General features: G+C 70.2%; 13 protein-coding genes and 1 pseudogene. 5 read left to right on the top strand and 9 right to left on the bottom strand.

The window, feature by feature from the left end:
- Nucleotides 1–75: 75 nt before the first annotated feature.
- Entirely contained in the window at nucleotides 76–573 is a 498-nt protein-coding gene (locus tag OG747_RS26795) for a hypothetical protein (RefSeq protein WP_405886101.1), read from the top strand.
- On the opposite strand, the pseudogene OG747_RS26790 reads toward OG747_RS26795, so the two are convergent.
- A pseudogene (locus OG747_RS26790) lies at nucleotides 483–770 on the bottom strand (transglycosylase family protein); the annotation flags it as partial. The gene OG747_RS26795 and the pseudogene OG747_RS26790 overlap by 91 nt on opposite strands.
- 404 nt (nucleotides 771–1,174) lie before the next feature.
- On the opposite strand from OG747_RS26790, the gene OG747_RS26785 reads away from it, so the two are divergent.
- Both OG747_RS26785 and OG747_RS26780 read left to right on the top strand, forming a co-directional pair.
- A complete protein-coding gene (locus OG747_RS26785; protein ID WP_405881956.1) occupies nucleotides 1,175–2,431 on the top strand; it encodes a cytochrome P450 in 1,257 nt (418 codons plus the stop codon).
- Between the two features lie 151 nt (nucleotides 2,432–2,582).
- Entirely contained in the window at nucleotides 2,583–3,806 is a 1,224-nt protein-coding gene (locus OG747_RS26780) for a globin domain-containing protein (protein WP_405881955.1), read from the top strand.
- A gap of 303 nt (nucleotides 3,807–4,109) precedes the next feature.
- Here the strand turns inward: OG747_RS26780 and OG747_RS26775 are convergent, their stop codons facing one another.
- From OG747_RS26775 to OG747_RS26755, 5 genes are all read right to left on the bottom strand, one after another.
- Nucleotides 4,110–5,132 carry a nucleoside triphosphate pyrophosphohydrolase gene (locus tag OG747_RS26775; protein WP_405881954.1) on the bottom strand — a complete coding sequence of 341 codons (1,023 nt, stop codon included), beginning with the start codon at nucleotides 5,130–5,132 and terminating at the stop codon, nucleotides 4,110–4,112.
- Between the two features lie 122 nt (nucleotides 5,133–5,254).
- On the bottom strand, nucleotides 5,255–5,914 hold the full coding sequence (locus OG747_RS26770) for a SurA N-terminal domain-containing protein (protein ID WP_405881953.1): 660 nt from the start codon (nucleotides 5,912–5,914) through the stop codon (nucleotides 5,255–5,257).
- A gap of 195 nt (nucleotides 5,915–6,109) precedes the next feature.
- The gene (locus tag OG747_RS26765) at nucleotides 6,110–6,769 is read right to left on the bottom strand and encodes a hypothetical protein (protein WP_405881952.1); all 660 of its coding nucleotides are present in this window, start codon (nucleotides 6,767–6,769) and stop codon (nucleotides 6,110–6,112) included.
- A 60-nt stretch (nucleotides 6,770–6,829) separates the two neighbouring features.
- A complete protein-coding gene (locus OG747_RS26760) occupies nucleotides 6,830–7,141 on the bottom strand; it encodes a hypothetical protein (protein WP_405881951.1) in 312 nt (103 codons plus the stop codon).
- Between the two features lie 58 nt (nucleotides 7,142–7,199).
- Nucleotides 7,200–8,027: a glycoside hydrolase domain-containing protein gene (locus tag OG747_RS26755; protein WP_405881950.1), complete on the bottom strand. Its 828-nt coding sequence runs from the start codon at nucleotides 8,025–8,027 to the stop codon at nucleotides 7,200–7,202.
- Nucleotides 8,028–8,417: 390 nt separating this feature from the next.
- Between OG747_RS26755 and OG747_RS26750 the strand changes: the two genes are divergently transcribed.
- Nucleotides 8,418–9,137 carry a hypothetical protein gene (locus OG747_RS26750; protein ID WP_405881949.1) on the top strand — a complete coding sequence of 240 codons (720 nt, stop codon included), beginning with the start codon at nucleotides 8,418–8,420 and terminating at the stop codon, nucleotides 9,135–9,137.
- Nucleotides 9,138–9,234: 97 nt separating this feature from the next.
- Nucleotides 9,235–9,594, top strand: coding sequence for a hypothetical protein (locus OG747_RS26745; protein ID WP_405881948.1), 360 nt, complete (start codon nucleotides 9,235–9,237; stop codon nucleotides 9,592–9,594).
- Nucleotides 9,595–9,673: 79 nt separating this feature from the next.
- Here OG747_RS26745 and OG747_RS26740 read toward each other — a convergent pair whose 3' ends face one another.
- The 3 genes from OG747_RS26740 to OG747_RS26730 all read right to left on the bottom strand — a co-directional run bounded on the left by OG747_RS26740 (nucleotide 9,674) and on the right by OG747_RS26730 (nucleotide 14,043).
- Nucleotides 9,674–11,245, bottom strand: a complete 1,572-nt coding sequence (locus tag OG747_RS26740) for a hypothetical protein (protein WP_405881947.1) — start codon at nucleotides 11,243–11,245, stop codon at nucleotides 9,674–9,676.
- A 77-nt stretch (nucleotides 11,246–11,322) separates the two neighbouring features.
- A complete protein-coding gene (locus tag OG747_RS26735) occupies nucleotides 11,323–13,059 on the bottom strand; it encodes an insulinase family protein (protein WP_405881946.1) in 1,737 nt (578 codons plus the stop codon).
- 33 nt (nucleotides 13,060–13,092) lie between these two features.
- The gene (locus OG747_RS26730; RefSeq protein ID WP_405881945.1) at nucleotides 13,093–14,043 is read right to left on the bottom strand and encodes a hypothetical protein; all 951 of its coding nucleotides are present in this window, start codon (nucleotides 14,041–14,043) and stop codon (nucleotides 13,093–13,095) included.
- Nucleotides 14,044–14,296 lie beyond the last annotated feature (253 nt).

Raw genomic sequence — 14,296 nt, 5'->3', positions numbered from 1 at the left:
GTCGCACCCTCGGACGTAGTCGAAGAGTCATCGTTCTGCCCGGAGTTGTCCGAGTCGCTGCTCTTCGTCCCATCCGTGGCCGAGCTGTCGGTTCCCTGGGTGTCGCCGGTCGCGGCCTTCGTCGTGCTCTCGGTCGCATTCGGGGATGAAACGGACGAAGGCGAGTCAGATGAAGACGAATCGGATGACGGCGAACCGGACGGCGACGCGTCGCCTGATGAACCGGACGAACCAGATGAACCAGACGAAGTGGACGAACCCTTCGAACTCGATGATTTCGTCGAGTTCGTCGAGTTCGTCGAGTTCGTGGAGCTGGACGAGCTGAACGAGCTCGACGCATCGGGTGTGCTCGACGAGTCGTTCGCCACGCCCGTGTCGACCGCGACGTCACCGGATTTCTTGCTGAGTCCGGAGAGCGGTCCGCAGGTGGGCCAGGCGACGAGACCCCGGCCGTCGAGCACCTTCTCGGCGATGGCTATCTGCTGCGAGCGGCTGGCCTCGTCGGCGCTCGGCGCGTACTTGAGGCCGCCGTACTTCTCCCAGTCGGCCTGGCTCATTTGGAGCCCGCCGTAGTACCCGTTGCCGCTGTCGGCGCTCCACTGGCCGGCGCTCTCGCACTCCGCGACCCGGTCCCAGGTGGTGCCGTCGGCCGCGTGCGCGCTCGCGGCACCGAGCAACGGGATCGCGATCGCCGATCCGGTCACTCCTGCCGCGACGATGAGGGCCGGGGCCTGACGGGGGCGACGATGGCGGCCGTTCCCGGAGAGCATGCGGAAGCCTTTCGCGTGACAGCAGGTGACTACGCGGCGGATGAGCCGCGTTGACGAGTGAACGTATCCGCACCCGATCACTTGTCACAAGTCGATGCAGCGCAGATCACGTGAAGATCACAGAGTTGATGATGCGTCAGGTTTGCGACAGCCCCCGGCACGGCTCCGACGCACCTCCGGCCTGCCTCCGACACGCGCGGTCGACCCTGGGGGACGAGGACGCGGTTGAAGCGCTTTTGGTGTGCGTCAGCGACGAGACGGTCCATCTCGGGTCGGCTCTCCATGGCCCCGGACACGGCTTCGTCCACGTAGGACTCATAGACGGTGACTTCCGGATGTTGGTCAAGCCATCCGTCGGAGTCCTCGCCCACGCAACGCAACGTGACTCCCGGTACCGTCACCCCGTGAACGCCCCACATTTCGAACCTGAACTCTTCACCTGGGAGTTCGCCGCCGACCCCTACCCTGCCTACGCATCGCTCCGCGAGCATTCACCCGTGCACCGCACCACACTTCCCAGCGGTGTCGAGGCGTGGCTTGTGACTCGGTACACGGACGCCAAACAGGCGCTCGCCGACCAGCGGCTCTCCAAGAATCCCGTGCACCATTCCGACGACGCCCGCGGCAAGAGCAAGACGGGCATCCCCGGCGAGCGCAGCGCCAACCTCATGACCCACCTGCTCAACATCGACCCGCCGGACCACACGCGGCTCCGGCGGCTCGTCTCCAAGGCGTTCACCCCCCGTCGCGTCGCCGAGTTCGCCCCCCGCGTCCAAGAGTTGACCGACCGCCTCATCGACCAGTTCGCGCAGACCGGAAGTGCCGACCTCATCCACGAGTTCGCGTTCCCCCTCCCCATCTACACCATCTGCGACCTGCTCGGTGTCCCCAGCGAGGACCAGGACGACTTCCGGGACTGGGCGGGGATGATGATCCGGCACGGTGGAGGGCCGAGAGGCGGTGTCGCCCGGTCGGTCAAGAAGATGCGCGCCTATCTCGCGGAGCTGATCCACCGCAAGCGGGAGGCTCTCCCGGATAACCCCGGCCCCGGCGAAGACCTCATCTCCGGGCTCATCCGCGCCTCCGACCACGGCGAGCACCTCACCGAGAACGAAGCCGCGGCCATGTGTTTCGTACTGTTGTTCGCCGGTTTTGAGACGGTTATCAACCTCATCGGCAATGGCACGTATGCGCTGCTGCGCAACCCGGAGCAACGGTCGCAACTACAGAAGTCGATCGAGCGTGGCGAACAGGAACTGCTCGATACCAGCATCGAAGAGCTTCTCCGATACGACGGTCCTGTCGAGCTGGCCACCTGGCGCTACGCGACCGAAGCCCTCGAAATGGGTGGACAACGAATCGCTTCGGGTGATCCCGTACTCGTGGTCCTCGCCGCTGCCGACCGCGATCCCGCGCGTTTCGACGAACCGGACACGCTCGACCTCACTCGCAGGGACAACCAGCACCTCGGCTACGGACATGGCATCCACTACTGCATCGGCGCCCCGCTCGCCCGTCTCGAAGGCCGCACCGCTCTGGCCACTTTGCTGCGCCGTCTGCCCGACCTCCGGCTTGCCGCCGATCCCGCGGACTTGCGCTGGCGAGGCGGTCTGATCATGCGTGGGCTGCGAAACCTCCCCGTGGAATTCACGGCCGCCTGACAGGTGTGGATCAGCTCGCTGGGGTGGTCCCTCCCGGTCACCGGCCGCGGCGGTTTCCGGCATTCGCCCGCCAATAACCCTTTCACCCCAGACTATCCTTAAATCTCCCTCTCCTTGACTCCATGGAACGCCCGCTCCCTAAATTCGCGCCGTGGACCCCGAAATACTCAGATCCAGCTTCGCGGTCGTCGAGAGACGGGCCGAGTTCGCGGTCAAGTACTTCTACTCGCATCTCTTCCGGCACCATCCGGACGTCCGCGGGCTCTTCCCGCTGGACTTCCCTGAGGACATGGAACGACAGCGGGACCGGTTATTCGCGGCACTCACGTATGTGCTGGAACGACTGGAGGACCCGGCACTGCCGGGGTACTTACGGGAGCTGGGGCGGGACCACCGCAAGTATCTGGCCGAGCCGGAGCACTACGCGGCTGTAGGGGCGAGCCTGATCGCCGCGTTCGCCGTCGTCGCGGGGTCGGCGTGGAACGCGGAGGCCGAGAAGGCCTGGGCCGAGGCGTACGGGGCGATCGCGAACGTCATGCTCCAGGGCGCCTGGGAGGCACAGCGCGGGGGCGAACCGCCCTGGTGGGACGCCGAGGTCGTGTCCCGGACCCGGCACAGCGACGACCTCGTCGTACTGACCCTGCGCCCGCACCACCGGCTCCGCTACCGCCCCGGCCAGTACGTCAGCGTCAACGTCCCCCACCTGCCCGGCATTTGGCGCCCGTACTCGCTCGGCAACGCACCCCGCGCCGACCACACCGTCGACCTGCACATCAGTCAGGTCGAGGACGGGGTGCTGTCCACCGCCCTGGTCCGGCAGGCCCGGAAGGGTGACGTCCTGCGGCTCGGCGCGCCCGGCGGCGGACTGACCCTGCGGGCGCCCGCGGAACGCCCGCTGACCTTCATCGCGGCCGGCACCGGCTGGGCCCCCGTCAAGGCTCTGCTGCAACAGCTCGACGCCACGCACGAGACCACGCACGAGGCCCGGCTGTTCCTCGTCGCCCGCGACACCTCGTACCTCTACGACCGCTCCGCCGTGGAACGCCTGCAGGCCCGGCTGCCGCGCCTCGCCGTCACCTTCATCACCCCCGCTCCCGGCCGCCCCAGGACCCAGGCCACCGAACGGCTGCTGACCGCGCTGGGCAACCGCGCCGGCTGGACCCGCCACGACGTCTACGTCGCCGGCCCGCCCCAGCTCGTCGAGGAGATCACCGAGGTCCTCCCCACCCTCGGCACCCCGCCCGAACGGATCTACCGCGACCTCCTGGCCCCCACCGGAGAGGCCCGTCCCCGCCCGCTGGGCGCGGCGGAGTGGCTCCTCGGCCGGCCTCAACCGAACTGGCACAACCCGGCGAGCCGCGCCCCGAGCGCGTAACCCCGTCTCCGGGGCAGCGGGTCCACGAGCGATCAGACCCCGGCCTTCACAGCGACAGGCCATGAACCTGAACCATCAGGCCCCGGGCTGTTAAGCAGCGTGGCGCATCACCCGGCGTGGCGCCGGGAACGGGGCCCGGCACGCCCGGCCGACGGCGGGCGAACAGGCCAATCAGCCGGCCGTCAGCCCCTCGACCCCACAGCCCGACAGCCCGACAGCCTCGCGGCCTCGCAGCCCTCGGGCAACAGGCCTCGGGCAGCAGGCCCATGAACCAGCCCCTCGCCCTCGCCCTCGCCCCGGCCCTCAGTCGTCATCGGCCGCCCCGGCAGACTCCCGCGCCCGGATCGCGTCCCGGTAGGCCCGCGCAGCCGCCCGCAACGCCGCCTCCGGGTCCACGCCCTCGGCCTCCGCCCGCGCGGCCATCGCCAGCAGCTCGTAGCCGACGCCTTCGCCGCGCGGCACTTCGACCTCGAGTCCCGCCGTGCGCACCCGTGAGGCCAGCTTCGCCGCGAGGGCCAGGCCCGGCTGGCCCAGTGGTATCCCCTCCGTCACGGACGTCCGCCGCTTCTCCACGGCCTTGGTGCGCAGCCAGTGCTCCTTGACCTCCTCGGGGGTCGTGGCCGTCTCGTCCCCGAAGACATGCGGGTGGCGGTGGATCAGCTTGGCGACGATGCCGCCGGCCACGTCGTCGATGGAGAAGGGAGTCTCCACGTCCTCTTCCGCGATCCGGGCGTGGAAGACCACCTGGAGCAGGACGTCGCCGAGCTCCTCCCTGAGCTCGTCCCGGTCACCTTCCTCGATCGCCTCGACGAGCTCGTACGCCTCCTCGATCCCGTACTTCGCGAGACCTTTGTGGGTCTGCTGGGACGACCAGGGGCACTCGACGCGAATGCGGTCCATGACCTGGACGAGGTCGAGGAGACGGGCGCCCGGCAGGTCGTAAGAGGCGGGGAGCAGCTCCAGGTCCGGCATCTGTATGCGGCCGGAGCCGGCGAGCCGGGCCAGGCCGTCGGTGAGGCGCGGCTCGCCCTCGCCGGTGGCGACGACGACCACCGTGCGGCCGTCGGCACAGGCGTCCACCAGGTCCTGGGCGTCGGGGGACGCCTCGTCGACGGTGATGCCCGCCTCGCGCAGATACGGCAGCTGCGGATGCGCGCCGTCCGCGCACAGCACCTGGTCGGCGGCGCGCAGCACCTGCCAGGCGGGCCAGGACAGCAGTCCGGGCGCGACGCGGTGGCTGGTGGTGAGCAGGACGATGCGGCCAGGGGTGGGGGCCTGGGCGGTGGCGTCGGAGCTGGTTGCGTTCACCCCACGAACGTAACCCACGCCGCCGACCGTCCCGGAAGTTATCCACAGGGCGACGGGCGGTCGAGTCACTTATCCACAGCCCGCCCGTTTATCCATAGCCCCACAGCCCCACAGACCCGCCCCGGGGCCTGGCCCGCCTACTACGTCGTCTGTTGCGTCCCCGTCGACGTGACCTCCCGCAGCCACGGCGTCTTCGCGTCGACGCGGCTGCTCTTCTGGACGTCCCAGGCGCCGTAGCGCGGGTTCAGGTCGACGTTCAGCTTCTTGGAGGCCTCGGACATGGCCTTCCAGAACGTGGCCTTGCCCTCGGTGGTGTTCATGTCGGCGCCGAGCGCGGCGGCGAGCTTCTGGGCCTCGATCTCGGTACGGAGGTTGTCGTCGAGACGCTGGGGCGCCACCCCGTACTGCTGGAGCCAGGCCGTCTCCAGCCCCTTCGCGCTGCCCACCTGCCGCTCCAGCCCGGCCCGCAGCTGCTGGGTGTCCTTGCGGGAGACGGTCACACCCGCGTCCTTGGCCGCCTGGTCAAGAACGCGGTCGAGGACCATGGTGTGCAGGGTGTCGCGGGTGAGGCTCCCGGTCTTGGCGACGACCTGCTCGTACTGGGCCTCGTTCTTGACGGCGGCCCGCTGCGCCGAGCGCACCTCGCTCACCCGGCTCTCCAACTGTGCGACCGTGATCCGCTGACCGCCGACGACGGCCGCGGCGCCTGGGTGCGCCTCGCTGCCGCACGCGGTGAGAAGGGGGGCCGCGGCGACGATCGCGGCGGAAAGGACGAACGCGGTGCGACGGCGGCGGTGCAAGGAAACCTCCCGAGGAGATTGTGCGACGGTGCACAAAGTCTTGCGGTGATCGATGGTAGGCAGTGGCCCGGCTCTCGGCCAGCCATTCGACCAACGATTCGCGGAGACTTCAGGTACCGCCGCGGCTCCCGTGCCGCACGGGACGACCACCGTCCGGCCGTACGACCCGGTCACGTCCCGCCGTACAGCCGACCGCTAACCGCGTGCGTTCACCTCGCGCTCGACGACCCCGGCGACCTCGGCGCGCAGTCCGTCGCCGGTGTGGGCCACGGTGATGTTCTTGGCGCTGGTGTTCTTGGCGTTCGTCGCCCCGGTCCCGCCGTCGCCCACCAGCACGAAGCCGACCTTCTGATACCGCGGTGCCGCCTGCGCGGCGGCCGTGACCTCGGGCTTTCCGGCGGCGAGGACGACGTCGCAGGAGCGCTGGAGCAGACCGTCGAGGTACGGCCGCGCGTTGGCCGCGGACTGCTCACCGGTCACCGGTACGTAGCTCACGCGCGCGTGCGTCTTGAGGGACGCGTCCTGCATGCCCTGCCAGACCTCCGCCGCGGTGGTCCCGGCCGCTGTCCCGTCCTTGCCGGTCAGCAGACAGGCGTCGACGTCCTTGTAGTGCCGGGCCGGGGTGTCGGGCAGCTGCCGCTCCGTGCTGTCGGCGCGGGAGAGGAAGTACCCGGTGACGGCGACGGCGGCCACCACCATCACGGCGGCCGCCACCATCGCGATCACCCGGCCGCCCAGTGCCCGCGGCCACTCGAGTACGGTCCGCACGCCGACGGCGAGCCGCGACTCCTTCGTGGCGTCGTGCGCCGCCTTCGCGCGCTGCGCCTGCGGCACCTGTCTGACCCGCTTGACCACGTGGTTCCCGTACTTTCGTTCTTCTGTCCGCCCGGTGCGCCCGGTGCGCCCGGTGCGCCGCTAGTGTCCGACGCGCCGGGGCCAGACCGTCCAGGCGTGCACGGCCGCGCCGGCCATCGACGCCAGGATCAGAAGCCGGTCGTCGGCGAACTCCAGCACATGGGTGGTCTCGGGCGTGAGCTGCATGACCCACGCCACCAGCACGGCGCTGAACGCGCCGAAGGCGGCCCAGTCCGCGCGGGAGCGTCGACGCGGGGCGATCACGAGGGGCGGAACAGGACTCAACAGCCTCAGGCTGACGACGGGCAGCGCCATCAGCCCGGCACGAACGGCTGACGGCCCGACCAGCGCGGGAACCCTTTCGACCCGCATGTCCTGCTCCTCCACTCGGACAACCGACACGGACCACCGACTCGGACCGTCGGTCGGCTCAGCCGGTGATGGCGACCGGTGCGTCCCAGGCGTCGCGGTCCACGGTGATCGTGTAACCGCCGCGCGCCTCCTTGCTGTTGACCATGTACTGGTGAGCGCGGCTGTGGTTGGTGAACTGGGTGGAGCCCCACGGCCAGTCCGTGGTCGTGGTGTTCACCTTGTCCCACAGCGCGTACCAGAGGTTGCCCGGCAGGTCCGTCTTGTCGGTCGCGGTCGCGATGGCCTTGGCGCTGGAGCTGGTGAAGCCGTAGAACCCGGTGCGATACGTCTTGGCCTTCAGCGCCTTGTCGAAGGCGCGTACATACGTCAGCGTGGCGTTGTTGCACGCCGTGTTCGTGGTGTCGTAGGACTCCATGTCCAGGTAGACCGGGCTGCCCGCCTTCATCCCCAGTGCGGACGCCTTGGCGACCGCGTCCGCGGCGTCGGCGGTGCCGAGCGAGGCGGCGTTGGAGGCGGTGAGCTTCTCCGGGTTGGAGCCCGTCTGGCACGACGGCTGAGCACCGACGTACAGCGGGATGAGCTTCCAGCCCACCGTGCTGACCGACTTCACCCAGGACGCGGTGAGGTTGGGCTGGTTGCACCCGCGGTTCTTGCCGCCTATGTAGACGGCGGCCGCGCCGTAGAAGCCGGTGTTCCAGGCCTTCATCGCGGCCAGCGAGGGCGCGGCGCAGGTGTCGAAGGCACGGCCCGTGAACGTCCGTTGCGCGGGCCATGTGGTCGCCGCCATCGACGTCTGCGCCGCGATCCCCGCTCCGGCGATCACGGCGGCGCCTGCCGTCGCCCAAGCGATGTAACGGCCCTTCTTAGACATCCGATGGCTGGACATCCCCACCCCATTCACGACATGCGTACGTCACGGCACGCGGAACGCGTGAGACGCACGGACCAAAGACAGTTGAGCCCCTGACGACGCCATCCCGGCCCACCGACGAAGGGTGTCCGGCCCCCGGCGCGCGGGGCGGATCGCACGGTAACCGACGCCATCCCTCCGAGAGGGAAACCCTTCACCTCATTCACCACAAGAATCACTCAAGGCACAGCAAAACATGGCGAACCCATGGAACCCCCGGCTGCCTCTCTCCCTCTTTTCCTAAATCTGACACGCGCATGCCTGTGCATGGCCTATGCACTAGAGTCCGCCCGGGCCGAACGCTTGCTCGTCCCACCGGTTGACACCGGTTCCCGCCGGTCATCGTCAAAGGATTCAGAGATACCGATGCGTCACCCCTCCCGCGCGGCCAAGGTGCTGCTCGCCGCAGCCGTGCTCCCGCTGGCCCTGGCGGCCTGCTCCTCCGGAACCACCGATCACCCCGCAGCCGCCACGAAGACGAAGGCGGCCAAGGACCCCAACGCCGGTCTGCTGACGGGCGCTCAGCTCAAGAAGGCGCTGGCGCCCGCGTCCTTCTTCGCCTCCGGTTTCGCGGTCGACCCCAGCGCCGCGCGGGACTCCGGCACCACGTACACCCTTCCGAGCTCCTCCCCCGCACCGAAGCCGGACTGCTCCCTGCTCAGCGGCACCAGCTGGATAACGATCACCCGCGACTCGGGGGTGTCCTTCGCCCAGAACGACTACGTCAGCAAGAACACTTCCGAGGACATCGCCCAGGAGGTCGACACCTACCGCGGCACGACCTCGGCGACCGTGCTGAAGGAGCTGGAGAAGGCCGCCACCACCTGCGCAACCTTCACCGACTCCCAGACCCACACCAAGGTGAAGGCCACCGGCGCCGCCACCTCCGGCCTGGGCGACGCGGCGTACACCATCACCCTGACCTGCAGCGCCTGGGAGAACGGCTCCACCCTGATCGGCGTGCGCACGGGAACCGATGTCGTCAGCGTCATGTCCACGGACGGGCACGACAACGGGGCGGCCACGGCGAAGAAGCTGGCGGCGCAGATCGTCACGTCCCTGAAGGGCGAACACCAGCGCGCATGACCCACCGGGTGGGAGCATGACGCCCCCGAGAGGTTTCTCGGGGGCCCCGGGAAACCCCTCGGGGCTCGAGGGGTGCTCGGGGGACACGGGGGGTCTGATGGGCAAGCGCTTGGAGGCCGGCTGGGCCCAGCGGATCGCGTGGTCGGTTCTGGTGGTCGCGACGCTGGGTCTGCTGGTGTGGGTGCCGTTCCTGTACGTGGCGATCCGTCGCGGACGGGGCTCGGACTGGGGCGCGTTCGCCGCGTTCCTGCTGTACGAGGTGGTGACACTGCCGTGGGCGATCGTCCGGTCGAACGGATCGGGTGATCCCATCCTGGGCACGGTCGCACTCGTCGGCATGGTGATGGCGGTGGGGATGCTGCTGTTCGCGCTGTTCGACAAACGGCTGCCGAAGTACACCTCGGTCATGGCGAGTTCGGTACCGGGTCCTCCGCAGGGCAACCCGTACATGCGTTAGACATGCGTTGAGACGTGCGTCAGAGGTGTGTTGGACGTGCCTTGGACGTGTGTACGGCGCGTGTCCGGTGGGCTCGGAGTCAGCGCAGGACGCGCACCGGCGGATTCCTGTCGGTGCCGTCCACGTTGACGATCACAAAGCGGTCGCCCATCGCGTACAACTGAGCGCCGAGAGACTGCGTGTCGGCGTGAATCAGCAGCTCGTCGAGGTTCTTTCCGCTGGAGGCCGCCACCTTGGTCAGCGTGTCCCCGGCCAGTGCCCACACCGCCTCTCCCCGTACGGCGACACCGGTGACCTCGTCGTCGAGCGGCGCGGTCCAGCGCTGCCGTCCGTCGGTGAGGGAGTAGCCCACGAGACGCCCCTCGGCGCTGCGACCGACGCCGTGGTTGCCGTTGTTGTAGAACCGTATGTCACCCGGTTCGGCGGCGGGGGCGATCAGCATGCCGTCGACAACGACCGCCCCGCGTGCCGGGCGGGCCTCGAACGCGGGCGTGAACTGGTCCTGCCGGTCACCGATGTTGACCAGGACGTCGTGGTCGGGCCCGGAGGTCGGGATCGTCGCGCGCAGCCGGCCCGATCGCGCGTAGGAGAGTACGGCGTGTGTGCCGCGCAGGGCCGTCTCCTCGACCCAGACGGTCAGTGGGTCGGCGGACAGGAGTTCGAGCGCGTGCAGGTCGCCGTGGACCGGCAGTTCCGGGCGGGCCCGCTCGCTGCCGTCCACCGCGGACAGCGACCGCAGTACCGGCCGCCCGGTGTCGGCCGCCGCCTCGTCACCGCCGCAGTACGCCAGGACGGCCACCGTCTCTCCCCCGCCCACGGCCTTGGCGGCCCGGCAGCCCCGGCCCGCCGACACCTGCCAGCGCGGCGCGCCGTCGGACAGCCCCACCGCACGCCAGCGGTCCGCGTCCTGCAGTACGGCGACATCGCCCGCGACCGCGAGCAGCCCGCTGTCGGCCGCCGTCCCGTCCGTGCGCTCGGGAGCCCGGACCGGGGTCGACCAGCGGGCGGTGCCGTCGGCAAGGCCGACTGCCGTGACCGCGCCGCATGGACTGCCGGCGGGCGCGTGCCCGAGCAGGCCCGTTCCGCCGCCGGCCGAGTCGCTCATCGCGCACACCTCGTCCTGGCCCGGTGGCGTCCAGCGCCAGGCGACCGTGCCGTCGTCGACCCGATAGCCGACCGCCATGTCCTCACGCACCCGGACGACGATGCCCGCCGCGTCGTCGGACCAGCTGCCGACCGCAACAGCGTCCGAGGGCCGGTCCCGTTCCGCCGCCCATGCCTGCCGCACCCCGTGCCCGCCCAGGGTCACGCAGACGAGCACCAGGGTCAGCGCTCCGACCAGCACGCCGGGCAGCCCGCGCCGCGGCCTCCTGAACGCCACGACCAGGCACGGAACCATGACGGTGAGGCCACCGAGCCCGCCTACAATGAGCACGGCCATCATGAAGCGGCCACCGAGGTCGAACAGGAGACAGACGAGTCCGGCGAGGAGGGCCGTGGCCGTCGCCCCGCCGAGGATCCCGGTGAGCAGGGGCAGGAGAACCGATCCCCCGCGCTTGCCGTACGCGGTTCGTCTCCCACCCGCGGCGCCGCGCTCTTCTCCGGCGCCGCGCTCTTCTCCGGCGGCCCCCGATTCCGACGTGACGGACATGCCGCTACCCCTCCCCCGAGGCCCGGTGCGACAACCGGACCAGGACGAAGGTACCCGTCAGCTCCCCACCCGGCGCCTCACCTGGATGGCTTGCGTCGAGTCCGCCGCAGCACCCGCACGGCCGGCCAGGCCAGCAGCGCGCCGACGCCCCACAGGAAGACGGTGAGCCCGGCCCATTCGCCGATGCTGGTCTGCGGGTCCGAGGAGCCGAAGAGGGTGAACGTGAACGCCACGATGGACCAGAGGCCCGCCAGGACACCGAAGATGACGAGCAGGGCCGTCTGACCGCCGGTACGCCGTACCGGAGCCGAAGCCCCCCTTGGGCCGGCACCGGCGCCACCGGCCGAGTCCCTGACCTCGCCCCCCGGAGCAGCGTCTTCCGGCTGCCGGGGCCGGGGCGGCAGCTGAACGATCGCACTCGGATGCACCGCCGCGTCGATGGTCGCCATGGTGTGCGCGTCGATCCCGTACAGCCCCGGTTCCACCTCCACGGACAGCCCGTCGTGGCCGATGAGCCGGCGCCCGCCGTCGGCCCAGCTCAGCAGGGCGGCGCAGGCGCGGAAGACCACGGTGGCCTGCTCGTTGCCCGCCGTCAGGCTGACGCCCTCGCCCCCGACGACAAGGGCGGAACCGTCCTTGCGTACGGAGTCGAAGCGCGTGCCCTGGACGGTGTACGACGAGGTGGTCGGGGCCGCGGTGTAGCCCGCCCAGTCGGCGGTGTGGCGTGCGGGCGCCTGGAGCAGTGCCGTCCCGGCGGCCTCCAGCGCGACCGCGTGGACGTGCTGCGGAGTCATCGCCCACAGCTCGGCCCGCAGTTCGTCGAGCCCGCGCGGCGGACGATGGGCGAGGAGGTCCTCCGCCGCGCCCGGCAGCCGCCGTACGGCCGCGTCGGGCGCGGTCAGCGTGGCGTCGCTGCGGCTGCGTACGGCCTCCAGGTCGGCCTGCGCGATCCGGCCGACCTGGAGCCCCGCGAGCACGTCGACGAAGCCGCCGAGCACCGCGTCCTGCTTGGCGGGCAGGGCGTCCGCGAAGGCGGTGACGAGCGCGAAACCGTCCCGGCGGGAGGTGTAGTCGGTGGCCGCCGTGTAGGAGTAGCCGCCCTCCTGACGCAGGGAGCGGGAGAGTTCGCGCTCCAGGACTCCCGCGTAGAGCCGGGCGGCGGTGGTGTCGGTGACGACGGAGTCGAGCAGGACGCCGCCCTTGCCGTCGGAGAAGTAGGCGGGAGCGGTGGGGAGGGCGGAGGTGACGGCGGGCATCGGGCGGCGCTCACCCGCGGGCAGCTTGAGCGAGAGCCCGGCCGGCAGCCGCTCCCCCGCGATCCACAGCACGGCGTTGTCCCGCGTGAACCAGGCCCCCGCCCACCTCCGTACGTCGTCCGGCTTCAGCTGTCGTACGCCCCACTCGGGGTAACTGACCAGCCCGTACCCCTGAGCCCCGTACCGCCACAGCGGCAACTGCCCCGGCTCGCGCCGCGCCTCCTCCGTCCGCAGGATCTCCTTCTCGGTCTCCAGCCGTTCCATGGGCAGGTCGAGGAGGGAGGTGCACACGCCGTCGAGGTAGGCGACGATCTCGTGCTCGGCGCCCTCGACATGGAAGTGGGTGAACGCGGCCTTGGTCGCGCCGTTGAAGTGGTAGTCGGCCAGGCCCTGGCGGTGCAGTGCCAGGTGCTCGACCAGGTGGGTGATCCCGGCCCCGGCGAGCGTCTCGTCGGCGACACCGACGCGGAAGACCAGTCCGGCGCGCACGGGCCCGGTGGCGTACGCGAAGAGGGCGGGTACGCCGTCGACCTCGGTGTGGTGGATGGCCTGGCTCATCGTCTGCCTCTGCCTGTCTTGTTCGGCATCCGCTCAGCCTCTTCCGAGGGCGGCGGAACGGTGTCTTACGTACGCCTCCGCGGGCTTGCCGAGGTAGCTCCAGGGGTACTCGGAGGCCAGGTTGCCCAGCGCGCGGAAGTGCGCGGCGGCGCGTGCGGTGTCGCCGATCAACGAGAAGAGGGCGGCGAAGACGCCGTGGATGGTGACCCAGCCGTAGGCCGGCCGGTAGTGCGGGTGCAGCACGGAGCGGTCGGCGGCCTCGACGAGTTCGGCGTGGACATGGGGCTGTCGCAGGTACTCGGTGCGCTCGGCCCCGGCGGACAGGGCGAGCCAGTGCTCCAGATGCGCTTCCGCGACCAGCCCACCGTTGAGCGCCCCTTCCGGCGCGTTCAGCAGGCACTCGCGGGCGAACCCGTGCGCCGCCTCCCAGCTCCCGCTCCACTTGGGGCAGAGCTGCTGGAGCAGCCGGGCCTGTCCGGTGAAGTGGTACGGGTGGTACGCGGCCAGTCGGTCGTAGCGCCGCCGGGCCTCGTTCTGCCCGAGCTGCAGCCCCCTGGCCGTGGTCAGGCGCGAGGCCCAGGCCGCGTCGTGGGACGGGTCGAGGGCGGTGGCCCGGATGAGCAGTTGCTCGGCCTGCCGCAGGTGTGCGTGCAACCCCTCGAACTGCTCCCGGCTGACGTTCTTGGCCCGCGCGTCGGTCCGGATCTCCCAGCCGAGCTCCACTTCCCGGGTCCCGAGCAGGGTGAGGGCGAGTACGTCGTCGGGGGCGGCGGCGACGAGTTCCCGCAGGGGGTGTTCGACCCCGGGCACCTCGGCGACGACGCGAACGAGGAACGCCCGGTCGACGCCCTTCGGAAGCCCGTCGACGTACTGCCGGATGCCCGCCCAGTCCCGGGCGGCGGTGGCCTGCCGCAGCCAGCCGACCTCGGGAAAGGCGGAGGCGAGCTCGAAGTCGGGGGGTGGGAGGGATGCGTCGGTCGGCATGGAGCGGATGGTAAGTGGAGGGTTGGAAGCGGTTTCGGACGAGGTGAGTCGAACCTGTGGGAACACAATGCCCAAACAGCGCATAGAGACGTCGACTTGACCCGCCATTGGCCACACTTGACCTTGCCATGACTCGAACTTGAGTTCACCTTGTCGGAGGTTTCCTTCCGGCTTTCCCCCGACTTGGAACAATCTATGTACGAGCGAGGTGCGACGGCAGCCGCAGCACCTGACCTCCGAGAGCCGGACGTAC

Origin of the sequence: Streptomyces sp. NBC_01384 (assembly GCF_045040035.1) — a bacterium.
GTDB lineage: Bacteria > Actinomycetota > Actinomycetes > Streptomycetales > Streptomycetaceae > Streptomyces.
Note: the sequence above shows the minus strand (reverse complement) of the source record. Positions and strands in the feature narration are given on the sequence as shown.